Here is a 22,310-nt window from a genome sequence, read left to right as displayed (position 1 = left end):
GCGGCACGCTTTGGAGCCTGACAAAATGGATGGATTGCCAGAAACATGACAACCGACAGTGCGACCTTTGATCTTCCTCCGGTGATGACGCTTGAGGATTGCCAGGACCTTCATGCCTTTTTGCAACAATCGCGGGGCATACCAATCGCATTGAATTGTGCAGCCGTGACGCGCGTTACCGGACCGGCAGCGCAGATGATGCAGCTTGCGGCGCAGGTTTGGGAACGCGAAGATGTCGGGTTCACACTGGCCGATCCCAGCGAAGGATGTGTGCAGACCCTTGAAACACTCGGCATGGCTTCGCTGCTTGATCAAGAAGGGGTGAGCGCATGACCACACATATTCTAGCCATTGACGATTCGCGCACCATTCGCAGCCTGCTGACCATGACGCTGGAAGATGCCGGTTTTTCGGTCACGACCGCTGTCGATGGCGTGGATGGGATTAATAAATTCAAGGAAACTGACGCAGATCTGGTGATCACTGATGTCAACATGCCGAACAAGGATGGGTTCGGCGTGATCGAAGATATCAGGGGCGGCGACAAGAACCGCGGCGTTCCGGTTCTTGTGCTGACCACCGAAAGCGGTGCTGCGCTCAAAGAGCGGGCACGCAAGGCGGGTGCGACGGGCTGGATCGTCAAACCTTTTGACGACGATTCGCTGGTGTCGGTCATCCGCCGCTTGACAGGAGCCTGATATGGCACAGGAGTCATCCATCCTAGATACCTTCTTTGAGGAATGCGAGGACCTGATCGTCGCGTTGACCGAAGGTCTTGAGGAAATGCGCGACGGGAACGCGGACGATGAAACCGTGAACGCGGTGTTCCGTGCCGTGCATTCGATTAAAGGCGCCGCCGGTGCGTTTGCATTGGACGAACTTGTCGGCTTTGCCCACAAGTTCGAGACCGTGCTGGACGAGCTGCGTTCACATAAACTGACCGCCGGTGACGGGCTTCTGCGCACCTTGCAGCGCGCCGGCGATATATTGGCCGATCTGGTGGATGACGCCCGCGATCAACGGCCAGCCAATCGCGATGTGGTTGATCCCGTTCTCGCCGAACTGCAGGGGTTCCTGGGACCCGAGGAGGAAACCCCCGCCGAAGAATTCGTTTTCGAGGCCCTGTCCCTTGGATTTGACGATGATGAAGGCGGCTATACCGTGTGCTTTACACCCGGCGCCGAATTCTACGCCACAGGTAATGACCCAGCACTGATCATAAGCGCGCTGAAAGAGCTTGGGACAGCAAATGTGACCGTCGATACAACCGGTCTGCCCGCGGAGTTTGCCGATTTCCAGTGGGACAAGGGGTATCTGACCTGGACCGTTGAAATCACCGGGCTGACGACGGATCTGCCCATTCACGAGGTGTTTCAATTTGTCGACGACATTTGTGCGTTGTCGATCACACTGCTTGATACGGGACCTCCGGCGATCGACCTGCCCGATATCGCGGAACCGGAACCGACGCCGCCTGCAAGGCCGGAACCAATCGCCGCGGTCGCGCCACCGCCCGAGGCGATCGAAGCCACCCCCGCCCCGGCGCCGAAGAAGGAAGAGACGGAACGCCCTGCAAAGAAGGCAGCAAGCACGTTGCGTGTTGATCCCGAACGAGTGGATCGGCTGATCAACGCAGTGGGTGAGCTGATCATCAATCAATCCGTCATTTCACAGCGCCTGCAAGAGGCCGCGCTTCCCAACTCATCCGAGATCGTTGCCGATCTCGACGATTACAAGCTGCTGGCGCGCGAAATTCAGGAAGGCGTGATGGCTATTCGCGCCCAGCCCGTCAAACCACTGTTTCAGCGGATGATGCGGATCGCCCGCGAGGCGGCAGATGCCACTGGCAAGGATGTTGAGGTCGTGACCGAAGGCGAGGCGACAGAGGTGGACAAGACCGTTGTCGAACGGCTTGCTGATCCCCTGACCCACATGATCCGCAACGCCATTGACCACGGCATTGAACCTCCTGAAAAGCGGGTCGCCGCCGGCAAATCCAGGCAAGGTACGCTGCGTTTGTCTGCCAGCCAAAGGGCAAGCAGCATCGTGATCGAAATTGCTGATGACGGGGCCGGTCTGAACCGGCCACGCATCCGCGATATTGCCATCGAAAAAGGTCTGATCCCGTCTGATGCTGTGCTGACCGATCAAGAAATCGACCACCTTCTATTCGCTCCCGGATTTTCGACCGCAGCCGAGGTGACAAACTTGTCCGGCCGTGGTGTGGGCATGGATGTCGTCAAAACAGCCATCACCGCTCTTGGCGGGCGCATCGCGATCAGTACGGTTCCGGGTGAAGGCACCTCATTCTCGATCACGCTGCCTCTGACCCTTGCTGTGATGGACGGAATGATTATCACCGTGGGCGGCCAAACCATGGTTGTGCCCATATCAAGCATCCTTGAAACAGTCCGGCCGTCCCCGGGCGATCTGTCCAAACTTGGGTTAAAAAGTGAGCTTCTCAGGATCAGGGGCGAATATGTACCCATCATCGACCTTGCCGAACAACTCGGTCAGCCACCGAGTGATAAGACCATGGCCGAACGTGTCCTGCTGTTGATCCAGACCGAAGCAATTGCCCAATGCGCCATCGCTGTCGATGACATTTTCGACCAGCGTCAGGTCGTCGTGAAAAGCATGCACAACAACTACGGCGACATTGAGGGCGTCTCGGGGGCGACCATCCTGGGGGATGGCAAGATCGCTTTGATCATTGATCCCGATGCCATTGCATCAGGCCCCGCGGTCGCACCGCAACTTGCCCAATTGCCAGAGGGAGACTTGTCGCATGCTAGAGCAAGCTGACACAACGCAAAACAAGAAGTTGGAATTCGTCACTCTTGTCGCAGGAGGGCAAAACTTTTGCATTGAGATCACCCAGATTCGCGAAATCCGCCGATGGACTCCGGTGACGATCCTGCCGCACTCGCCTGATCACGTGCTTGGCGTGATTAATCTGCGCGGCGCGGTCATTCCCATCATCGATCTTGCAGCAAAGCTCGGTTTCGAAAAGATCACACCGACAGAACGACATGTAATCATCATCACTGCCATCGAAGAAACGATTATCGGGCTGCTTGTTGAATCTGTTTCGGAAATCCTTGGGGTGAACTCTGACATGGTGCGTGAAACGCCACGCGGGCCAGAGGACGCGACAACGCGGGCGATTCTGGGTGTAATTGCCGTTGATGATGAGATGACGAAGGTCATCAACCTGTCAACACTGATGCCAAAACAGGATCAGGTCGCCGCATGAATGTCGTCGCAAATGATATCGCCGACAGCCAATCGCCACAGGAATACACGTTTACCGACGGCGATTTCCGGATGATTGCGGAACTGGCCAATGCGAAGTTCGGCCTTTTTCTACAAGAATCCAAAAAAGCACTTGTATATTCGCGCCTGGCCCGTCGGTTGCGCGCTCTGCATTTGGCCAGTTTTCACGACTATTGCGCATTGTTGGCGACCGAAAAAGGTGAGACAGAACAACCCAATTTTCTATCCGCTCTCACTACCAATGTGACGCATTTCTTCCGCGAACAGCATCACTTCGATCAGCTTCGAAAAGACATCCTGCCAGAGCTGATGCCGAAGGTTCGGGCTGGGGGCAGTATGCGGATCTGGTCATCCGCCTGTTCCAGCGGCCAGGAAGCCTATTGTCTGGCGGCCACAGTTCTGGATGTCTGCCCGGACGCCGCCCGCCTTGATATCAAGATTCTCGCCACCGATGTGGATTCGGTTGTGATCGAAAAGGCGCGCCAAGGGCGCTACCCCATCGACCAGCTGGACGCGGTTGTGCCCCAATATCGCAGCAAAATGGTGGATGATGGAACCGCCAATGATGGGCAATTCGGGATGAGCCACAAATTGAGAGAGCTGATCTCTTTCGCGCAATTGAACCTGATGGATGCCTGGCCAATGCGTCGGCCTTTTGATGTGATCATGTGCCGCAATGCAGCGATCTATTTTAACAAGGCAACCCAGGCGCGGCTTTGGTCAAGATTTGAACAGGCACTCAAACCCGGAGGTTACCTGATGATCGGCCATTCCGAGCGTTTGTCGGGCGCCGCCGCCGCGCATTTTCGCAGTGTTGGCATCACCACCTACCAGAAGACCAAAACAGACTAGCGTAGCCGACCGCTTCGCCAAAAAGGAAACCTGAAAGATGAGTTTAAAAGATTCTTTGCGCGTCATGGTCGTCGATGACATGGGCGTCAGCCGCGGCCTCCTGATACAGGCGATCGAGGAGATGGGCATCTGGAAAAACCAGGCGGAGAATGACGGCCGCGCGGCGCTTGCGAAACTTGTGGCAGACCCGGTCCATCTGGTGCTGTCGGATTACAACATGCCCGGGATGGACGGCCTTGAGTTGCTTAAGGCACTGCGTCAAAACAAATCTACTGCGCGGATCGGGTTCATCCTCGTCACCGGTAATCCGACACCCGATCTGGTGTCGAAAGGGAAAACGCTAGGCCTGAACAACATCATCAAGAAACCATTTTCCACAGCCAGCATGAAACAGTGTATCGAAAGCGTCGTGGGCCGCCTATGACGGCCTTGCCTCACAGTTTTCCTGCGTCGCAAGGTGATGGTTTGCTTACAGATATCGCACAGGTCTGTCGCGAAATCGGCACGATGATTGCGCAAATTGAAACCTCGCTGATCGATGCCGCACAGGGCACCGGCACGGTCGTTCTGCCGCGTCAATCCATGCAGCAGATTGATCTGGTGATGCAGTCTGTCGAAGAAGTGGCGCTGCTGATGGAACGGTCAAACCAAATGATGCCGGCCTGCGCGCGCGCCGATGTCGAAAAGATTATTGGCCTAACCAGACTAGAATGGATCAGAAATCGTTTGTCAACGGCGCTTCCGGACAACGGCGGTGTAAACGGCAAGGGTGAGGTTTCCTTGTTCTGAGACGTCAGCCAACGCATTGATCATCCCGTCTTTCCACCGATTAACCAGTTGGTATGACCTGACAGGCTACACTCTTACAAACGTCGGACAGCAAGGGGCAAACCGTTATAGGCACCGGAAATCCGACAAGACAAAAGACGCTGCGGTTGACCCGGCAAACAAAAAGGACCTGACTGACATCATGCGGATCCTGCTCGCGCATCAATCTGCCCTTGCACTGGGCCGACTTCGCAAACGGCTGGACCACCAGCCTGGTATTGAGGTGCAGCACAGCGTTTCGGACCTGTCACAGACCTATGATTTTGCCGAACACCGGCAACCCGATTGCGTTGTCATCTCGGCCGCGCTCGCCAATTGTCCGGAATTCGAAGTACTGGATGCGATGTTTCGCATGATGGGAATTGGATGCGTCGTTCTGCAGAGCGATGGACCGAGGCCCGAACACTGCCTATCCACAAAAGTAGCGCGTCATGTGATCTTTCTACAGGAAACGGCGCCTGACGATGCATTGATCACAGCACTGCAGCAATCCCGAACCACAAGGACAAAAATACCGGCCAGTGCGGCCATCGGCGCGGTCAAGCAGAGTTTTGACAATCGCCGTCTGATCCTGATCGGGTCATCGACCGGCGGCGTGGATGCATTGTTAAACGTTATCAAGCACTTCCCGGCAGACTGTCCCCCGACGCTGATCGTGCAGCATACCGGTGGCAGATTTGTGCAAAGCCTGATCAAACTGCTGGATGGCGGCACTGCGGCGCAAGTACAGGGTGCCCGCCATGGCATGGCGGCCACAGCCGGCAATATCTATCTGGCACCCGACGATACGGTTCACCTGAAACTTGCCCCCGGCAAGACGCCGACAATCGCGCTGTCCGGTGAAGATTTGGTGTCCGGGCACCGACCATCGGTTGATGCGCTTTTTCAATCGGCAGTGCATCGCGCCCATTCTGTGACGGCGGCGATCCTGACGGGTATGGGTCGCGACGGGGCCGCAGGGATCACGGCGCTGCGCCAGGCCGGAGCGCGCACAGTGGGTCAGGATCAGGCAACATCGGTTGTCTATGGCATGCCGCGTGTCGCACAAGAACTGGGCGGTATCGATCGCCAATTGCCGATCCATAATATCGGGCCTGCCCTGTTACGTGCATCCGAGGCGAGGGCACCAGCATGAACTTGAACGTCGCGAGAACCCGGCAAAAGAAAACCATTACCGTCGTGCAAGGCGACTATGCGGTGTCGGATGATCCGGATGCTGTGATGTCGACAGTACTTGGATCCTGCGTGGCGGTATGTCTTTTTGATCCGGTGGCGCGTGTCGGCGGCATGAACCATTTTTTGCTGGCCAGCCAGGGTGATGCCAGGAGCAATGATCTGAAATACGGGGTCAATGCGATGGAATTGCTGATCAACCGGGTCCTTCGAAAAGGGGGGGTGCGGGAAAACTTGCGGGCAAAGCTGTTCGGAGGTGCGCGCATGACGGACCATTCGCGCGATATCGGGCGTTCAAACGCGGATTTTGCCCTAGAATTTCTGGAGCGTGAGGGCATTCCTTGCATGTCGCAAAGCCTGGGCGGTGATAATGCGCGCCGGGTGCAGTTTTCCCCCACCACCGGGGCGGCGAGACAGCTCCAGATCGCCGGGCAGCCTCCGGTTGCCGAAACGCCGCGCGCGCCGCAGCCCGCAGCCGCCGACATCACCCTATTCTAAGATTAGTGCAACTGCTCTGTAGATTCCCCGCATTCCGACACGCGACAGCCTTGCCCCCGACGCGCTTTGGAGTACTAGTGGCCGTCAAGGTGAAATCCAAAAGAACTTACACCAGTTTTTGGCTTTCAGGGCCAGTGCAAACCATTGGTGATGCAACGGCAAAATCTGCTTTGCAGATTTTGCGGACGCGTTTTGTCCACCAATTGCGCGCACCCGGTCCGGCAGCCCGCGTTCAGCTGCCGAACCGGCAGACCGAAACCGCTATGGGCGGTGTGGACATGTCTTCGCAGATGGCTTCAAGGTCGTCTCCACAGCATCGGGGTTCATCAGGCAACATCAGGCCTGACCCGCATCGCAAAAAACGATCCGGCCGTACTACCCCATCGCCTGCAACCGTTTAAGCAGCGATGATGTATCCCAACGACCACCTCCCAGTTTCTGCACATCCTTGTAGAACTGGTCGACAAGGGCGGTCACCGGCAGGCTGGCCCCGTTTTCATCTGCGGCATCAAGGCAAATGCCTAAGTCCTTACGCATCCAATCCACGGCGAAACCATGGTCAAAGTGCTCATCCAGCATGGTTTCGTATCGGTTGGACATCTGCCAGCTTCCGGCAGCGCCTTGGCTGATCACCTCGATCACGGCCCGCCCATCCAGCCTGGCCTTCTGGGCGAAATGCAGTGCCTCTGACAGCCCTTGCACAAGCCCCGCAATGGCAATCTGGTTGCACATTTTGGTCATCTGGCCCGCTCCGCTGTCGCCGATTCGGCGGCAAATACGGGCATAGGCGGCGATCACCGCCTCGGCCTTGTCATAGCTGTCCTGCGCGCCGCCGCACATGACGGATAAGGCCCCGTTTTCGGCACCTGTCTGACCGCCGGACACCGGTGCATCGACAAAGGCGATGCCCTTATCGGCGGCGGCAGCATGCAATTCGCGCGTGACCGCAGCAGACACCGTGGTGTGATCCACGAAAATGCTGCCTGACGCCATGCTGGCAAAGGCCCCGTTATCGCCCAGACAGACCGACCGCAGATCATCGTCATTCCCGACGCAGGCCATAACCATATCTGAACCGGATGCGGCCAGGGCGGGGGTGCCCGCCATCTGGCCCTTGTGTTGGGCGACCCATGCCTCGGCCTTGGCCGCCGTCCGGTTATAGACCGTCACATCATGGCCAGCGGCCTGCAAATGACCCGCCATGGGATAGCCCATGACCCCCAAACCCAAGAAAGCCAGTTTCGCCATGATGCCCGTCCTTTGTGGTTTACCGCCCGCCTACTCTGCCGGATCCCACGGGATTGTATAGGCCCCGAGCGCCATTTTGATGTCATCATCTGTGGCACCACCCGTCTTGGCGATTTTGGCGACAAGGCCGCGCTTCTTGTCTTCGGTCACGGAATGCACCTCGGCCTCGGTGTCGGCGAGGGCCGCGTTGTAGATCCGGGTGATGGCCCGCTTGCGCAGATCGGGTTTGAAAATCTTGCCGACCGCTGTCTTGGGCAATTCATCCAGCACCTCGAGGTATTTCGGATGTGCGGCGCGTTCGTGAATATGATCCTTGGCGTATTCACGCAGCTCCTCGGGGTCGATGCTCGCCCCGTCCACAAGCTCAACATAGGCGCAAGGCACCTCGCCTGCATGGGCATCGGGTTGGCCGATCGCCCCTGCAAAGGCGACGGCCTCATGCCCGGCCAGCGCCTCTTCAATCTCGGCCGGATCAATGTTGTGACCGCCGCGAATGATTAGGTCCTTGGCGCGGCCCGTGATCCACAGATATCCATCAGGGTCCTTGCGCCCAAGATCACCGGTCCGTAGGTATTGCGCGTCGGAAATGGTACCGGGATAGAACAGATTTTCGTTCTTGTCCGCCTCGGTATAGGTCTTGCCGCCGTAGACGCCAGGGTTGGACACACAGATTTCGCCAATCTCATCAACGCCCATTTCCTCGCCCGTGGCGACAGACATGATGCGGATGTCGGTATAGGGGAACGGCAGGCCGATGGAGCCGACTCTCTTTTCCCCATCAGGCGGGTTGATCGAGACCAGACAGGTGGCTTCGGTCAGGCCATACCCTTCGCAGATGGTCACACCTGCCGCGGCCTCAAACCGTTTGTAAAGCTCAAGCGGTAGCGGAGCGGACCCGCAAAAGGCCAGCCGCAAGGTCGATATATCCGCATCCACCTTGCGCTGCATGAGCGCTGACATGGCTGTCGGCACTGTGATCATGAATGTCACTTTGTGCTTTTCGATCAGCTTCCAGAAATTGTCGAATACGCCATCCCCGCGATAGCCCTGCGGGGTCGGGAAAACGATTTCAGCGCCGGAGCCAAGCGACGCGCCAAGGCTGACGATGGTGGCGAAGACGTGGAACAAGGGCAGCGGGCACATCTGCACATCCGTCTCAGTAAACAACAGGCGGCTGCCCAGCCAGGCGTTATAGACAATGCCGGAATAGCGGTGCTGCACCACCTTGGGCATGCCTGTGGTCCCACCGGTGTGGAAATAGGCCGCCACGCGGTCATGTGCGCTGTCCGCGAATGCCAGTTCCTTGGGTTGTTTGTTCAATTCCGCGTTGAAATCAAGCACGCGGGCATCGTGGTCGGTGGGATTCTTGGGCCGGATCAGGGGCACGATCAGGCGCTTCAACCCGGTCAGATAGCGCAGCAGATCAACCTCGAGGATCGTTTTGACATTGGGGGCAAAGCGCACGGCCTCTGCCGCTTTCTGGGCAACATCGGTTTTCGGGAAAGCCTTGAGCGTGACCAGCACCTTGGCATTGGTTTCACGCAGAATGGCCGAGATTTGTTCGGCTTCCAGCAGCGGGTTGATCGGGTTGACGATCCCCGCGACCTGCCCGCCCAGATAGGTCAGAACCGTTTCGGTGGCGTTGGGCAGCAGGAACGCCACCACATCGTTTTCACCTACCCCAAGGGATCGAAACAGGTTGGCCGCCTGCCCTGTCTTGTCGCGCAGGTCATTCCAGCTAAGCGTTTCGCATTTCGAATTGGGGTCGGATAGCAACCGGTATGACACCGCATTGCGGGGCCCATGCTTTTCCGCTGTCTGGCTCAGCAACGCATAGGTTGTGATTGGCAGATCGCGCGCATCCCACGGCATTTCGTTTTCGATCGCATTGCGATCATCCATATTCGCATAGACCATACCGGCCTCCTCCCCTGTTGTGCCCACCACCTTATTGTTCGGTGGTTCTCCCGTCGATATAGGGTGGTCAAACTGCGGAGAAATCGCAAGTATAACGCTACGAAAATCTTGATTATTCTGCGGCGACGCCCGCTGTGAACTGCAACCGGGCCAGCCGGGCATAAAGACCGTCCTGCGCGACAAGGCTGTCATGGGTGCCCTGGGCCACGATTTTACCCCCGTCAAAGACGACGATCCGGTCGGCCTTTTTCACCGTGGCCAGTCGGTGTGCGACGATCAGGGTCGTCCGGTTGCGCGCCAATGCTTCAACCGCCTGTTGCACCGCACTTTCGCTTTCGGCGTCCAGCGCGCTGGTTGCTTCGTCCAGCAACAGGATCGGCGCATCGCGCAGGATGGCGCGGGCAATGGCGATCCGTTGTTTCTGGCCGCCGGACAGCATGACACCCCGTTCGCCGACATAGCTGTCATAACCATCTGGCAAGGCCATCAGGAAATCATGGGCGGCTGCAGCCTTGGCCGCCGCCTCAACCTCTGCATCGGTCGCATCTGGTCGTCCAAAGCGGATGTTTTCGCGGGCTGTGTCGGCAAAGATGACAGGGTCCTGCGGGACAAGGGCGATCTGCTTGCGGAACGCAGCGCGATCGAGGTCTTTCAGGTCCATCCCGTCCAGCCGGATCGTGCCGCTTTGCGGATCGTAAAACCGCAGCGCCAACTGGATGATCGTTGTCTTGCCCGCACCGGACGGGCCGACAAGGGCCACGGTTTCGCCAGGTGCTATCTGAAGGCTGACCTGATCCAAGGCCGAGATGCTGGGCCGCGACGGATAGCTGAACGATACATCATCAAACGTGATTTCGCCCTGCAAGGCCGGGGGCATCGCCACGGCAGCAACCGGATCAGCCACCGTATCCTCTGCCGTCAGAAGTTCGACCAGCCGTTCTGTTGCGCCCGCGGCGCGCTGCAATTCGCCCCAGATTTCAGTGAGCGCGGCCAAAGCACCAGCAACCATGATCGTATAGATCATAAACTGGACCAATTCTCCTTCGGTGATGTCACCCGCCCGCACATCCGTGGCCCCCATCCACAGGAACCCAACAATGGCGGAAAAAGCGATAAAGATGACGATTGCCGTCAGAATGGCGCGGGTGGCGATCCGTTTGCGAGCGGCAACAAAACTTTTTTCGGTCACATTGCCGAATTTCGCGCGGCTCAGAACCTCATGTGTAAACGCCTGTACGGTCTGGGCGGACAGCAATTGTTCGGATGCATCGCCGCTGGATTCTGCGATCAGATCCTGATTTTCCTTGGACAAGATACGCACCCTGCGGCCCAGCAAGATGATGGGCAGGACAATCACCGGGATCGGCCATAGTACCGCCAGCGACATCTTGATCGAGGTGAACAGCATCAGCGCGATGCCCCCAAAGAAGATCAGGATATTGCGCAATGCAACAGACACCGAACTGCCGATAACCGATAGAATAAGGGTGGTGTCGGTGGTGATCCGGCTCAGCACCTCGCCGGTCATGATCTTTTCGTAAAAGGCGGGGCTCATCCCGATCATCCGGTCGAACACCGCCTTGCGGATATCAGCCACCACCCGTTCACCCAGCCGGGTCACAAGATAATAGCGCATCGCCGTGCCCACCGCCAAAAGCGCAGCAATACCGATAGCGGCTGCAAAGTAGCTTTCCAGGATCTCGCCATTTTCGACATCGAAATTGTCGATCACACGGCGTACCGCCAGGGGCAGCACCAGCGATACCATCGCCGTCAGCACCAACGCGCCCAGCGCCGCCACGATCATGCCGCGATAGGGCGACATGAACGGCCACAACGCCTTGAGCGCGCCAATCCGTTTCGATGGGGCGCGGTCGTCCTCGCCTGCTTTGGGGGCGTCAGCCATGTCCGTCTCGTCCTTTGTTCGGCAAGGACATAAAAGCCGCATCGCAGATTAACAAGGCGACCAAATGCACATCGGCCATGCAGCGATGAATGGGAAAGGTTGGAGCGGGCGACGGGAATCGAACCCGTATCATCAGCTTGGAAGGCTGAGGTCTTACCATTACACAACGCCCGCGCGCTGTGCCGTGGGCATATTTCACAGAACACATAACGTCAAGAAACCAACGCGCCTCTTTTGCAACTCTACCCTTTCAGATACGCAAACGCGCCGCAGTTTCCCGCGGCGCGCCGTTTTGCAAAGCCTGCTGGCCTATTTCATCGTGATGCGCCCATCCGTGTAGGGCGTGTAAGGCGCATTTGCCGCGATGTATTCTGCCGTGACGTCGGCCAGATCAGGACCGAAATCATAGGCGTTTGCTGCGCCCTCGAACATCGCGTAGCCGTCGCCACCGTTGCGGACGTAGTTGTTGGACACCACACCATAGGTCGCAGCCAGATCAATGGGTTCGCCACCCACCATGACATCGGAAATCCGCGACCCCGGCTCGGCTGCAGCATCGACTGCAAAGGTCATGCCAGCCACCTGCGGGAACCGCCCGGCACCTTCTTCGATCTGGCTAACCCCGTTTTCAAGCGCCGCTACAATTGCTTCACCCGTGACCTCAAATGTCGACAACGTGTTCTGGAACGGCAGCACTGTCAGCACCTCGCCCATCGTCACTTCGCCCGCGTCAATGGATGCACGCAGACCGCCACCATTCTGGATCGCAATCTGAACGCCCTGATCCTTGACCCGGTCCAGCATCGCATCGGCCACCAGATTACCCATCGGGCATTCCATCGCGCGGCAAACGGAACGGTCGCCTTCAATGGGTTCTGCGGCATCGGCCACAACCCGGTTCTTCATCTCTTCGATGGGGCCGGCCAATTCGGCCACGCGTGCGACCGCAGCTTCATCCTCGGCCACGCTTGCATCCAGCAGGATGGTATCGCCAGAGGCAGAGGTCACGTTGCCAGCATCATCGAATTCCAGCACCAGATGACCAATGTACTTTGAATAGGCATAAGCCTGCACGACCGGTACGTCACCGACCATGGTCGGATAGGCCATCGCCCCTTCTTCCGTGTTCGAAAACAGCGTGTGAGAATGCCCGCCCACAACTGCATCAAGTCCGGCGACGTTTTCAGCGATCATCTTGTCTCTGTTCACACCGACATGGGTCAGCGCAATGATCTTGTCGACGCCCTCGGCCTCCAGCGTTGCAACATCGGCGCTAAGGCTTTCCGCTTCATCGGTGAAGATAACGGCATCCGACGGGCTGGAGGTTTCGACTGTATCAACGGCCAGCGCCGAAACGATACCGATTTTCTGTCCACCGATCTCAAGAACCACATGGTTTTCGACCTGCCCGGCCAGAATATTGGAACTGGACACGTCGATATTCCCCGAAATGATCGGGAAGGACACATTATCGGTCAGCTTGCGCAGCCCTTCATCGCCATCGTCGAATTCGTGGTTGCCTACGGCCATGGCGTCAAAGCCGATAAGTTCCGCAAATTCAGCCTCCACATCGCCCTTGTAGGTCGTGTACATCAGGCTGCCCTGATACTGGTCGCCCGCATCCAGCACGATGACGTTTTCGCCAGCCAGTTCCTCGCGCAACTCATTGATCTTGGTAATCACGCGCGCGATGCCGCCAAAACATTCGCCAGCGGCGTTGTCTTCGGCATTGCAGGTCGAATCAAAGCGGTTGATCGGTTCGATCCGGCTGTGCAGATCGTTGATGTGAATTACGTGCAAAGTATAATCGGCATAGGCTGTGCCCGCCGTCAGCGCCAAAGCGCAGGTTGTCGTTAGAATTCGCGAAATCATTTGGATTTCCCCCTGTTGTTATGCAGGCCAGATTGACCCCCGCCATGGGTAGAGTCAAACGGCTTCGCCAACCTGTGCCGAACGGACCTTACGTCAATTTTGTAACAGCTCTGCGGGTTGACCTTGCGCGCCGTGCGCGCGATGACGCGCGCATGCTGATCTATAAAATCTTCCGGGCCGACGAATGGGCCGCATTGCAGGCCGCAGGTGAGACCGATGGCGCCCCGATTGATGTGACCGACGGCTACATCCACTTTTCGGGCTCCGACACCGTCGCGCGCACGGCCGAGCTCTATTTCAAGGACGAGGAAGGTCTGGTTCTGCTGGCGGTAGAAGCCGAAGGGCTGGACAGCCTGAAATGGGAGGCCTCGCGCGGCGGCACGCTCTTCCCGCATCTTTACCGCAAATTGCGCCTGTCGGATGTCAAATGGCACAAGCCGCTGCCCATCGTTGATGGCGTCCACCAGTTTCCGGAGCTGGAATGAAGCTGCTGGAACAGATCGGGCTGGCCGCCTTGCGTCAGGTGGATCCCGAACGCGCCCATGGCATGGCACTCAATGCGCTCAACGCTGGGCTGGGGCCTCGCGGCGGGCCGTTTATCACTGATCGGTTGCAGACAACGCTCGCCGGTCTCGATCTGCCGAACCCCATCGGCCTGGCGGCGGGCTTTGACAAGAATGCGACGGCACTGCATCCGCTCGCCCGTACAGGTTTCGGCTTTCTGGAGGTCGGGGCCGCGACCCCGCGCCCACAGCTGGGCAACCCCAAACCACGCTTGTTCCGGCTGGCTCAGGATAAGGCGGCCATCAACCGGTTCGGATTCAACAACGATGGGATGACGGCCATCGCCCAAAGGCTCGCCCGGCGTCCGGCGGGTCGGGTCGTTGGGTTAAACCTTGGGGCCAACAAGGACAGCAGCGACAAATCCGCAGATTTCGCCACGGTGCTGGCGCATTGCGGCCCCCATGTGGATTTCGCCACGGTCAATGTGTCATCGCCCAACACCGAGAAACTGCGGGACTTGCAGGGTAAGGCAGCACTTGCCGCGCTTCTAAGCCAAGTCATGGACGCGCGGGCAGAATTGACCAAACCCATCCCCATATTCCTCAAGATCGCGCCGGATCTGACGCCAGACGAAATCGGCGAGGTCGCCGAAGTCGCCAACACATCGGGCATCGCCGCAATCATCGCCACCAATACCACGCTTGATCGGGACGGGCTGCACGGGCCGCACAAGGCTGAGTCCGGTGGCCTTTCAGGTCAGCCGCTTTTCGAGAAATCGACACGGGTTCTGGCTCAACTGGCGGCGCTGACGGACCTGCCTATTGTCGGGGTCGGCGGGATCGGCAGCGCCGCTCAAGCCTACGACAAAATCAGGGCCGGTGCATCGGCGGTACAGCTATACACCGCACTGGTCTATGGCGGGCTTTCACTGGTCGATGATATTGCCAAAGGTCTTAATGAACTGCTGGCCCGGGACGGATTTGACAACGTGGCCGACGCCGTTGGATCAGGCCGCAACGACTGGCTTTGAGGGCGCGGCGGCAGCCTCAAGCGCCGGATATTTCCAGGCCAGTGTCAGACCGCGCACCACAAAGCTGACATGCAACCCCAGCCACAGCCCGTGATTGCCGAAGGCAGCCATCAAAGGGATGACAGCAGCAAAATAGACGATGGTCGACACGATCATCATGTTACGCATATCCGCTGTCCGGGTCGCCCCGATGAATATCCCATCCAGCATCCATGCCGCGACCCCCACAATAGGGGCCGCGACCATGTAAGGCAGATAGACACGCGCGGCCTCCTGCACCTCTACCGATTTGGCCATGATGTCGATGACCGTTGTGCCGAACATTGCAAAGCATATGGCAAGCACGACGCAGGTCCCCGCACCCCACGCACTGCTCAGCACCGCACTGCGCCGCAACTCTCCGCGTGCTTTCGCCCCTAACGCCCGGCCCACCAGCGCCTCGGCTGCAAAGGCGAACCCATCCAGTGCGTAGGCCGTCACGTTGAGAAATTGGACAAGGATCTGGTTGGCCGCCAACGGCACATCGCCAAACTCCGCGCCATAGAACAAGAAGCTGACAAAAATCGCCTGTAACAACACCGACCGGATCAGGATGTCAGTGTTCACGACAGCCATGTGTTTCAGGCGCACCAGATCAAAAACCCGTGCGGCGGTGCGCCACGCGGTCCCGGCAAATGCCGCGCGGCACAGCCACAGGCCCAGCGCCAGCCCCGACCATTCGGCCATGAACGTGGCCCATGCCACGCCTTCGACCCCCCAGCCCAGTTCCAACCCCAGATAGTAGCTCAGCGCGATGTTGCTGCCATTCATCAGGAACTGAATCGCCAGCACCGCGCGGGTGCGTTCCTGCGCGATCAGCCAGCCTGTGATCCCGTAAAGTGCGATTGTGGCCGGGGCAGACCAGACCCGGATCACCATGTATTGGCGTGCCAGAGTCTCAACCTCCTCACTGGCGGGTGCGACCCAAAAGGCCCCGTGGAACAACGCGACCTGAGCGAGGATGATGACCGCCCCTGCCCCGAACCCGATCAACAAAGCCCGCGACAACAGGGCATCCACCTCGTCCGTATCCCCTGCCCCGCTCGCCTGCGATGTCAGGCCCGTTGTCCCCATCCGCAGGAAGCCGAAAATCCAGTAGATGGCCGACAGGATGATGGCACCGATTCCGACGGCACCAATTGGCGCGGCCTCGCCCAATTGCCCCACGACGCCGGTATCGACGACGCCAAGGATCGGCACGGTCGCATTCGACAGCACGATGGGCAGCGCGATCTTCAGAACGCGCCGGTTGGTCAGCGTCTCAGCCATCGCGCGGCGGCATCAGGAAATGGCCCGTTGCCTGCGCAAACAGCTTGCTGCGATTATCCTGCCAAGCCTCGACATGGACCGATGCATAACGGCGGCCCGACCGGTTGACCCGGGCGCGGGCATAAGCATCGCGCGGCAGGCCGGACCGTAGGTAGTCAACCGTGAAGTCAATTGTCTTGGGCAGGCGGATCCGCGGGGCGTGATCGGTGACCAGCCCGGCCTCCATATCTTCCCACACCATGGCCCAGCTCAGTTCCATGATCGCGGTCACCTCAAGAAACGCCGCGGTGACCCCGCCATGCAACGCGGGCAGCATTGGGTTGCCGATCAGCGCTTCATCAAACGGTAGGATGCCGGTCAGCTCATCACCACGCCGGTCAATCTCAATCCCCAGATACTGCATGTAAGGCACACATTCGACCAGCTTGCGCAGGGTCGCATCGCGGCGTTGCTTGACGATTTGCACGGGTTCAGGGCGGCGGCTCATGATTTTGGCCTTTCCAGGGTAAAGGTGCCAGTGGCGGTCGCGACCGGGCGGCTTGGGTCGCCATCAACAGCCGTGGCGCGGACAAAAGCAACCGAACGGGTCACATGATAACAATCCGCCGTGGCCGTGATGCGATCACCCGGTGTGGCCGGTCGCATGTAATCAATCCGCAGGCTTAGCGTCGCCGTTCCGATCGGGGCCTCCGGATGGGCCATCACGGCGGCCCCGCCGCAGGTATCCATCAGGGCGGACACTGCCCCCCCATGGATGACACCGGTTTCGGGATCACCGACAAAGCGGTCATCATAATCCATGCAGATCGTGGCCTTGCCATCCCCGATCTCGGTCAGGTCCATGCCCAGCGCACGGGCATGGGGGATCGCCTCGATGAATTTGCGGGCAAGAAGCTCCCTGCGGGCCTTTTGTTCATCGGACATGATCACTCCTTCGTGCGCGGCAGAATTGAGTGCAACTTCGCACTTGCCGAGGTGACTGCAAGTGCTATATCTGCAATTAAGAATAATTCGCAACAAGGATCTGGCGAATGGATACGTCCACGAATCTGCCCACCGTTGTGTTACCCCGCCTTGTCGGGCCTTTCCGCGTCAAACGCCTGATCGTTGCCATGCTATTGCTGGCCCTCGCAGTCGCCCCTGGATTTCTGGGTGAACTGACGCGCGGGCTGATGATTGATGCCTATGTTCAGGTCTCCGCCTTTGTGGCAGCGACCCTGCTGTTGTTCTACGGGGCAGAGCGGATTTTCAAATTCGACATCGGCGAGGCGTTAAAAGGCGCAAAGGGTTTTCAGGTTCCGCTCGCCGCATTGCTGGGCGCAACGCCGGGCTGTGGCGGCGCGGTTGTGGTTGTGGCCGCCTATTCGTCAGGCAATGTGGGTTTCGGGGCGGTCGTTGCCGCGCTGACCGCGACGATGGGCGACGCGGCCTTTCTGCTGATTGCAACGCGACCGGATGCGGCGATTGTGGTGTTACCGCTCTCGTTCGCCATCGGCATTTTGTCAGGTTGGGTGGTAGATGCGCTGGCGGGTGACAAGATGCAGGTTGATACATCGCAGCAATGCGAACTGGCCCCGCTTGTCGGCAAGACACGGGCCAAGGACTATGCCTTTCTGGCGCTGGCCATCCCCGGCCTGATCATCGGCGTCACGCAACTGTCGGGTTTAGATGTTTACGAGGTATATGGATCACTGGTCCCCATTGTCGGGCTTGCCGGCACCGCTGTCGGGATCGGCATATGGGCCACATCGCGCCTGACGGCCATGACCAATGCCAAGGACAGCCCGGTCACGCGCATGGCAGAAGAAACCGCCTTTATCTCCGTCTGGGTGATCGGGGCCTATCTGGCCTATGATTATATCGTCGCCTTCACCGGCCTTGATCTGGAGGCGAGCTTCAGCGCCGTAGCACCTCTGCTGCCATTGATTGCGATTATTATTGGGCTTGTACCGGGCTGCGGCCCGCAAGTTCTGGTGACGACACTTTATGTCAACGGGCTGATTCCGTTCGCCGCCTTGATGGGCAATGCGATTTCGAATGATGGGGATGCGTTGTTCCCCGCCATCGCGCTGAACCCGAAGGCTGCGATCTGGGCGACCGTCTATTCGACCATACCCGCATTGATTGCTGCCTATGCATTCTATTTCTTCGCCCCCGGCTTCATGAACTAGGTCGCTGATCCGCCGTTGCCCCACCGAAAACTTGACGCTACGGTGGGGCCAAGGGAGGTCGCCATGTCAGAAAAACGTCTTTCATTCAAAGAGATGTGTGCAGAGTTCGACGTTACACCGCGCACGCTCCGCTATTACGAATATATCGAGCTGCTGACGCCCGAAAAAGAAGGACGCTCGCGGTTCTATGGGCCAAAGGAACTGGCGCGCATGACGCTGATCCTGCGCGGGCGACGCTTTGGGTTCTCGCTGGAAGACATCCGGCAATGGCTGATGATCTATGAAAACGAAGGCACCGAAGCGCAGATGCGCGAATGGATCACGCTGGCCGACAAGCAGATGATCGAACTGGCGGAACAGAAAAAGCAGCTGGAAGACACAATGGCCGAGCTGAAATCGCTGCGCGACGAGACGGCAAAGACGCTGGGCTGACGACGCGCCCCGCGTTTCGCTGGCTGACATTGCGTCAACCAGCCCCCGCAAGATCACAACACCGTCAGTAAAGCCGCATTTGACGGACCAAAAACGGACCCGTTTCGTTTAGAAATGCTGAAATCATCGTTTTGATAATCCGCAAAAACCCTTATTTTAAACGTTTGCGGGGAATTCCGTGAAATTTTTCCCTGTTTTTTAATTGCGCCTGACCCTGCGTCATTTTTGCTGACCTTTCGTCAGCCTGCAAATGACGCCACGTTCCGTTTACGTTAACGTCAGCTTTGCTTGTATGGTGGCCCACGACTCCGCAAATGCGTGGCATCGAAACCCGCATGAGGAACGAAACGATGACGACAGAAACGATGAACATCCGCCAAATGTGTGACGCTTTTGATGTAACGCCCCGGACGCTTCGGTTCTACGAAGCCAAGGAACTGCTGTTCCCGATCCGCGAAGGCCAGAAGCGTCTGTTCACCAAACGCGACCGGGCCCGGCTCAAGCTGATCCTGCGCGGTAAACGCTTTGGCTTCAGCCTGGAAGAAATTCGCCAGTTGCTGGACCTCTATCACATGGATGACGGGCAAGAGGCCCAGTTGTCCAAGACATACGAACTGGCCCAGCAACACTTGGCCGACATGGAAGCCCAGAAAGCCGAACTTGAAGAAGCCATTGGCGAACTTAAGGAACAGATGGCCTGGGGCGCAGATAAACTGGCTCAGCTGAGCAAGGAAAAATCAGTCGCGGCCTAAACCGCCGCGATGACCACATACGACCTGAGGAGAGACACCACATGCCGATTTACAACGCACCGACCAAAGACATCCAGTTTGTCCTGCATGATCTGCTGAAAGTCAGCGAACAGGATATCGAAGGCTTCGAAGACCTTGACCGCGATTTCACCGGTGCCGTTGTCGAAGAGGCCGGCCGCATCGCAACCGAAGTCCTGCACCCCCTGAACGTGGTGGGCGATACCGAAGGCTGCGTGATGGAAAATGGTGTCGTCCGCACGCCAACTGGATTCAAAGAAGCCTTCGAGCAGATGAAAGAAGGCGGCTGGACCGCCATGGACTGCGATCCGGACTATGGTGGCCAAGGCCTGCCGTATGTCATGCACACTGCAGCACAAGAGCCGTTCGTGTCCGCCAACATGGCGTTCAACATGTATCAGGGTCTGACCCACGGTGCCTATTCCGCGATCTACGCGCATGGGTCCGACGAGCAGAAACAGAAATACCTGCCCAAAATGGTGTCCTGCGAATGGACCGGCACCATGAACCTGACCGAACCGCATTGCGGCACCGATCTGGGCCTGATGCGCACCAAAGCTGTGCCAAACGGTGACGGGTCCTACAAAATCTCTGGCCAGAAGATCTTTATCTCGGCTGGCGAACACGACATGGCCGACAACATCATCCACCTTGTCCTCGCCAAAATTCAAGGCGGCCCCGAAGGCATCAAGGGCGTGTCGCTCTTCATCGTGCCCAAGTTCATGGTCAACGATGACGGTTCACTTGGCGCCCGCAACAGTGTCGCCTGCGGCAAGATCGAAGAGAAAATGGGCATCCACGGCAACTCGACCTGTGTGATGAACTACGACGAAGCCACCGGTTTCCTCGTCGGTGACGAACACAAAGGCATGCGTGCCATGTTCACCATGATGAACGAGGCACGTCTGGGTGTGGGCCTGCAAGGCTATGCCCAGGCCGAAAGCGCCTATCAGAACGCTGTCGCCTATGCCAATGACCGTCTGCAAGGGCGTGATGTGACCGGTGTGAAAAACCCCGATGGCCCTGCCGATCCGCTGATCGTGCATCCCGACATTCGCCGCAACCTGATGGACCAGAAATCTTTCGTCGAAGGCGCACGCGCTTTCACATTCTGGGGCGCCTACCTGATCGACCGCGCACATAAGAACCAGGACGCGGATGCGGACGGCCTGATCTCCCTGATGACACCTGTCATCAAGGGCTTCCTGACCGACAAGGGATTTGAATACGCCACAGCAGCCCAGCAGGTCTATGGCGGCCACGGCTATATCGAAGAATGGGGCATGTCCCAATATGCCCGCGACGCCCGGATCGCCATGATCTACGAAGGGGCCAACGGCATTCAGGCGCTGGACCTTGTGGGCCGGAAACTGGCCCAGGATGGCGGTAAGCATGTGATGGCGTTCTTCGAGATGGTGAAAACTTTCATCAAGGAAAACGAAGGCAACGAAGCGCTGAAGAAAGACTTCCTTGAGCCGCTGAAAGCCGCATCCAAGGATCTGCAGGCCGCTGGCATGTACTTCATGCAGAACGCGACCAAGCCGAACAATGCGCTGTCGGGGTCTTATGACTTCATGCATATGATGGGCCATGTCTGCCTTGGCCTGATGTGGGCACGTATGGCGAAGGCTGCGATGGAAGCACTGGAAGGCGGTGCATCTGACACCGAATTCTACGAAACCAAGATCGCAACAGGCCGCTACTACATGGCGCGCCAACTGCCTGCCACATCCATGCATCTGTCGCGCATCAACACCGGTGGCGACACTGTGATGGCGCTCGAAGCCGCAAACTTCTAAGCTGATCGAGAGGGCGCGGGACTCGCGCCCTCCTCCGACGCAGCATGCGTCACGCGATTGGGTTGGGAGGCCTCTTACATGTCCATGAAACTGCACTGCTTCGCTGAAAGCGGAAACGCTTACAAGGCGGCCCTGACCCTCACCCTTGTAGATGAGGCTTGGGAACCTGTGTTCGTGGACTTCTTCAAAGGTGCCACCCGGACCCCCGAATTCCGCGCGCTGAACATCATGGGCGAAGTGCCCGTACTGGAAGATGGCGATACCATCCTGACCCAATCCGGCGTCATTCAGGACTATATCAGTTCCAAAACCGGGAAACTGGGCGGTCGGTCCGCCGCTGAACGGCGCGATGTGCTGCGCTGGATGTTTTTTGACAATCACAAGGTGTCCGGCGTCGCCGGCCCGTTGCGGTTCAACATGAACTTCCTGCCCGAAGACAAACGCAACGCCGACGTCAACGCCTTCATGGCGATGCGCCTTGGCTCAGCGCTGAAAATCCTGGAAACGCAGCTTGATGGCCGCGACTGGCTGGCCAGCGATGAGATCACAATCGCCGATATCGCCTGCTGCGGTTACCTGTTCTACACCGAAGACTTCACCTTCGACCGGACCCAATACCCAAATATCAACAGCTGGCTCGACCGCATCGCAGCTCAGCCCGGCTGGAAACACCCTTATGATCTGATGCCGCGCGCCCTCGGGTAGCACGGCCACAACGGAGGACCT

Annotated in this window: 23 protein-coding genes and 1 tRNA gene; 16 read left to right on the top strand and 8 right to left on the bottom strand. The window is 58.2% G+C overall.

Going from position 1 to position 22,310, the window contains the following annotated elements:
• Positions 1-45: 45 nt before the first annotated feature.
• From ACFWW2_RS18495 to ACFWW2_RS18455, 9 genes are all read left to right on the top strand, one after another.
• On the top strand, positions 46-333 hold the full coding sequence (locus ACFWW2_RS18495; protein WP_393930492.1) for a hypothetical protein: 288 nt from the start codon (positions 46-48) through the stop codon (positions 331-333).
• A complete protein-coding gene (locus tag ACFWW2_RS18490) occupies positions 330-698 on the top strand; it encodes a response regulator (protein WP_393930490.1) in 369 nt (122 codons plus the stop codon). The genes ACFWW2_RS18495 and ACFWW2_RS18490 overlap by 4 nt, the downstream gene beginning before the upstream one ends.
• 1 nt (position 699) lies before the next feature.
• Positions 700-2,805 (top strand): chemotaxis protein CheA, encoded by a 2,106-nt coding sequence (locus ACFWW2_RS18485; protein WP_393930488.1) that lies wholly within the window; start codon positions 700-702, stop codon positions 2,803-2,805.
• The gene (locus tag ACFWW2_RS18480) at positions 2,789-3,256 is read left to right on the top strand and encodes a chemotaxis protein CheW (protein ID WP_393930486.1); all 468 of its coding nucleotides are present in this window, start codon (positions 2,789-2,791) and stop codon (positions 3,254-3,256) included. Before ACFWW2_RS18485 ends, ACFWW2_RS18480 begins: the two co-directional genes overlap by 17 nt.
• The gene (locus ACFWW2_RS18475; RefSeq protein ID WP_393930484.1) at positions 3,253-4,128 is read left to right on the top strand and encodes a CheR family methyltransferase; all 876 of its coding nucleotides are present in this window, start codon (positions 3,253-3,255) and stop codon (positions 4,126-4,128) included. The genes ACFWW2_RS18480 and ACFWW2_RS18475 overlap by 4 nt, the downstream gene beginning before the upstream one ends.
• Positions 4,129-4,165: 37 nt before the next feature.
• Positions 4,166-4,552 carry a response regulator gene (locus tag ACFWW2_RS18470; RefSeq protein ID WP_393930481.1) on the top strand — a complete coding sequence of 129 codons (387 nt, stop codon included), beginning with the start codon at positions 4,166-4,168 and terminating at the stop codon, positions 4,550-4,552.
• Positions 4,553-4,593: 41 nt separating this feature from the next.
• Complete coding sequence (locus tag ACFWW2_RS18465) at positions 4,594-4,917, top strand: hypothetical protein (protein WP_393930479.1); 324 nt, start codon at positions 4,594-4,596, stop codon at positions 4,915-4,917.
• A 181-nt stretch (positions 4,918-5,098) separates the two neighbouring features.
• Complete coding sequence (locus ACFWW2_RS18460) at positions 5,099-6,091, top strand: chemotaxis protein CheB (RefSeq protein WP_393930477.1); 993 nt, start codon at positions 5,099-5,101, stop codon at positions 6,089-6,091.
• Entirely contained in the window at positions 6,088-6,627 is a 540-nt protein-coding gene (locus ACFWW2_RS18455; RefSeq protein ID WP_393930475.1) for a chemotaxis protein CheD, read from the top strand. The genes ACFWW2_RS18460 and ACFWW2_RS18455 overlap by 4 nt, the downstream gene beginning before the upstream one ends.
• 375 nt (positions 6,628-7,002) lie before the next feature.
• On the opposite strand, the gene ACFWW2_RS18450 is transcribed toward ACFWW2_RS18455, so the two are convergent.
• The 5 genes from ACFWW2_RS18450 to ACFWW2_RS18430 all read right to left on the bottom strand — a co-directional run bounded on the left by ACFWW2_RS18450 (position 7,003) and on the right by ACFWW2_RS18430 (position 13,570).
• On the bottom strand, positions 7,003-7,875 hold the full coding sequence (locus ACFWW2_RS18450; RefSeq protein WP_393930473.1) for an NAD(P)-dependent oxidoreductase: 873 nt from the start codon (positions 7,873-7,875) through the stop codon (positions 7,003-7,005).
• A 30-nt stretch (positions 7,876-7,905) separates the two neighbouring features.
• Positions 7,906-9,792 (bottom strand): acyl-CoA synthetase, encoded by a 1,887-nt coding sequence (locus tag ACFWW2_RS18445; RefSeq protein WP_393930471.1) that lies wholly within the window; start codon positions 9,790-9,792, stop codon positions 7,906-7,908.
• Positions 9,793-9,904: 112 nt separating this feature from the next.
• On the bottom strand, positions 9,905-11,698 hold the full coding sequence (locus ACFWW2_RS18440; RefSeq protein WP_393930469.1) for an ABC transporter transmembrane domain-containing protein: 1,794 nt from the start codon (positions 11,696-11,698) through the stop codon (positions 9,905-9,907).
• A 100-nt stretch (positions 11,699-11,798) separates the two neighbouring features.
• Positions 11,799-11,872, bottom strand: a tRNA-Gly gene (locus tag ACFWW2_RS18435).
• A gap of 135 nt (positions 11,873-12,007) precedes the next feature.
• On the bottom strand, positions 12,008-13,570 hold the full coding sequence (locus ACFWW2_RS18430; protein WP_393930467.1) for a bifunctional metallophosphatase/5'-nucleotidase: 1,563 nt from the start codon (positions 13,568-13,570) through the stop codon (positions 12,008-12,010).
• 152 nt (positions 13,571-13,722) lie between these two features.
• On the opposite strand from ACFWW2_RS18430, the gene ACFWW2_RS18425 reads away from it, so the two are divergent.
• Positions 13,723-14,055, top strand: coding sequence for a DUF952 domain-containing protein (locus ACFWW2_RS18425; RefSeq protein ID WP_393931449.1), 333 nt, complete (start codon positions 13,723-13,725; stop codon positions 14,053-14,055).
• The gene (locus ACFWW2_RS18420) at positions 14,052-15,104 is read left to right on the top strand and encodes a quinone-dependent dihydroorotate dehydrogenase (protein ID WP_393930465.1); all 1,053 of its coding nucleotides are present in this window, start codon (positions 14,052-14,054) and stop codon (positions 15,102-15,104) included. Before ACFWW2_RS18425 ends, ACFWW2_RS18420 begins: the two co-directional genes overlap by 4 nt.
• Here ACFWW2_RS18420 and ACFWW2_RS18415 read toward each other — a convergent pair.
• Genes ACFWW2_RS18415 through ACFWW2_RS18405 form a run of 3 tightly spaced genes read right to left on the bottom strand, consistent with a single transcriptional unit; the run spans position 15,081 to position 17,336 of the window.
• Positions 15,081-16,412, bottom strand: a complete 1,332-nt coding sequence (locus ACFWW2_RS18415) for an MATE family efflux transporter (RefSeq protein ID WP_393930463.1) — start codon at positions 16,410-16,412, stop codon at positions 15,081-15,083. The two genes, ACFWW2_RS18420 and ACFWW2_RS18415, sit on opposite strands and share 24 nt — an antisense overlap.
• On the bottom strand, positions 16,405-16,899 hold the full coding sequence (locus ACFWW2_RS18410; protein ID WP_393930461.1) for a PaaI family thioesterase: 495 nt from the start codon (positions 16,897-16,899) through the stop codon (positions 16,405-16,407). Before ACFWW2_RS18410 ends, ACFWW2_RS18415 begins: the two co-directional genes overlap by 8 nt.
• Entirely contained in the window at positions 16,896-17,336 is a 441-nt protein-coding gene (locus ACFWW2_RS18405; protein ID WP_393930459.1) for a PaaI family thioesterase, read from the bottom strand. Before ACFWW2_RS18405 ends, ACFWW2_RS18410 begins: the two co-directional genes overlap by 4 nt.
• A gap of 107 nt (positions 17,337-17,443) precedes the next feature.
• On the opposite strand from ACFWW2_RS18405, the gene ACFWW2_RS18400 reads away from it, so the two are divergent.
• The 5 genes from ACFWW2_RS18400 to ACFWW2_RS18380 all read left to right on the top strand — a co-directional run bounded on the left by ACFWW2_RS18400 (position 17,444) and on the right by ACFWW2_RS18380 (position 22,289).
• Positions 17,444-18,583 carry a putative manganese transporter gene (locus tag ACFWW2_RS18400; protein WP_393930457.1) on the top strand — a complete coding sequence of 380 codons (1,140 nt, stop codon included), beginning with the start codon at positions 17,444-17,446 and terminating at the stop codon, positions 18,581-18,583.
• A 63-nt stretch (positions 18,584-18,646) separates the two neighbouring features.
• Positions 18,647-19,015, top strand: a complete 369-nt coding sequence (locus ACFWW2_RS18395; protein WP_393930455.1) for a MerR family transcriptional regulator — start codon at positions 18,647-18,649, stop codon at positions 19,013-19,015.
• Positions 19,016-19,365: 350 nt separating this feature from the next.
• Positions 19,366-19,767, top strand: a complete 402-nt coding sequence (locus ACFWW2_RS18390) for a MerR family transcriptional regulator (protein WP_393930453.1) — start codon at positions 19,366-19,368, stop codon at positions 19,765-19,767.
• A gap of 41 nt (positions 19,768-19,808) precedes the next feature.
• Complete coding sequence (locus ACFWW2_RS18385; RefSeq protein WP_393930451.1) at positions 19,809-21,584, top strand: acyl-CoA dehydrogenase C-terminal domain-containing protein; 1,776 nt, start codon at positions 19,809-19,811, stop codon at positions 21,582-21,584.
• A gap of 78 nt (positions 21,585-21,662) precedes the next feature.
• Positions 21,663-22,289: a glutathione S-transferase family protein gene (locus ACFWW2_RS18380; protein WP_393930449.1), complete on the top strand. Its 627-nt coding sequence runs from the start codon at positions 21,663-21,665 to the stop codon at positions 22,287-22,289.
• The last annotated feature ends 21 nt before the right edge of the window (positions 22,290-22,310 follow it).

It is taken from the genome of Yoonia sp. R2-816 (assembly GCF_046762905.1).
GTDB lineage: Bacteria > Pseudomonadota > Alphaproteobacteria > Rhodobacterales > Rhodobacteraceae > Yoonia.
The sequence above is the reverse complement of the archived record's forward strand: the minus strand, read 5'-3'. Positions and strand labels throughout refer to the sequence as shown.

Coding starts and splice junctions, on each gene's coding strand:
- ACFWW2_RS18460 (WP_393930477.1), top strand. CDS start 5,099: ATGCGGATCCTGCTCGCGCATCAATCTGCCCTTGCACTGGGCCGACTT.
- ACFWW2_RS18385 (WP_393930451.1), top strand. CDS start 19,809: ATGCCGATTTACAACGCACCGACCAAAGACATCCAGTTTGTCCTGCAT.
- ACFWW2_RS18490 (WP_393930490.1), top strand. CDS start 330: ATGACCACACATATTCTAGCCATTGACGATTCGCGCACCATTCGCAGC.
- ACFWW2_RS18470 (WP_393930481.1), top strand. CDS start 4,166: ATGAGTTTAAAAGATTCTTTGCGCGTCATGGTCGTCGATGACATGGGC.
- ACFWW2_RS18415 (WP_393930463.1), bottom strand. CDS start 16,412: ATGGCTGAGACGCTGACCAACCGGCGCGTTCTGAAGATCGCGCTGCCC.
- ACFWW2_RS18440 (WP_393930469.1), bottom strand. CDS start 11,698: ATGGCTGACGCCCCCAAAGCAGGCGAGGACGACCGCGCCCCATCGAAA.
- ACFWW2_RS18450 (WP_393930473.1), bottom strand. CDS start 7,875: ATGGCGAAACTGGCTTTCTTGGGTTTGGGGGTCATGGGCTATCCCATG.
- ACFWW2_RS18485 (WP_393930488.1), top strand. CDS start 700: ATGGCACAGGAGTCATCCATCCTAGATACCTTCTTTGAGGAATGCGAG.
- ACFWW2_RS18445 (WP_393930471.1), bottom strand. CDS start 9,792: ATGGTCTATGCGAATATGGATGATCGCAATGCGATCGAAAACGAAATG.
- ACFWW2_RS18395 (WP_393930455.1), top strand. CDS start 18,647: ATGTCAGAAAAACGTCTTTCATTCAAAGAGATGTGTGCAGAGTTCGAC.
- ACFWW2_RS18475 (WP_393930484.1), top strand. CDS start 3,253: ATGAATGTCGTCGCAAATGATATCGCCGACAGCCAATCGCCACAGGAA.
- ACFWW2_RS18420 (WP_393930465.1), top strand. CDS start 14,052: ATGAAGCTGCTGGAACAGATCGGGCTGGCCGCCTTGCGTCAGGTGGAT.
- ACFWW2_RS18405 (WP_393930459.1), bottom strand. CDS start 17,336: ATGTCCGATGAACAAAAGGCCCGCAGGGAGCTTCTTGCCCGCAAATTC.
- ACFWW2_RS18425 (WP_393931449.1), top strand. CDS start 13,723: ATGCTGATCTATAAAATCTTCCGGGCCGACGAATGGGCCGCATTGCAG.
- ACFWW2_RS18480 (WP_393930486.1), top strand. CDS start 2,789: ATGCTAGAGCAAGCTGACACAACGCAAAACAAGAAGTTGGAATTCGTC.
- ACFWW2_RS18495 (WP_393930492.1), top strand. CDS start 46: ATGACAACCGACAGTGCGACCTTTGATCTTCCTCCGGTGATGACGCTT.
- ACFWW2_RS18455 (WP_393930475.1), top strand. CDS start 6,088: ATGAACTTGAACGTCGCGAGAACCCGGCAAAAGAAAACCATTACCGTC.
- ACFWW2_RS18390 (WP_393930453.1), top strand. CDS start 19,366: ATGACGACAGAAACGATGAACATCCGCCAAATGTGTGACGCTTTTGAT.
- ACFWW2_RS18430 (WP_393930467.1), bottom strand. CDS start 13,570: ATGATTTCGCGAATTCTAACGACAACCTGCGCTTTGGCGCTGACGGCG.
- ACFWW2_RS18410 (WP_393930461.1), bottom strand. CDS start 16,899: ATGAGCCGCCGCCCTGAACCCGTGCAAATCGTCAAGCAACGCCGCGAT.
- ACFWW2_RS18380 (WP_393930449.1), top strand. CDS start 21,663: ATGTCCATGAAACTGCACTGCTTCGCTGAAAGCGGAAACGCTTACAAG.
- ACFWW2_RS18400 (WP_393930457.1), top strand. CDS start 17,444: ATGGATACGTCCACGAATCTGCCCACCGTTGTGTTACCCCGCCTTGTC.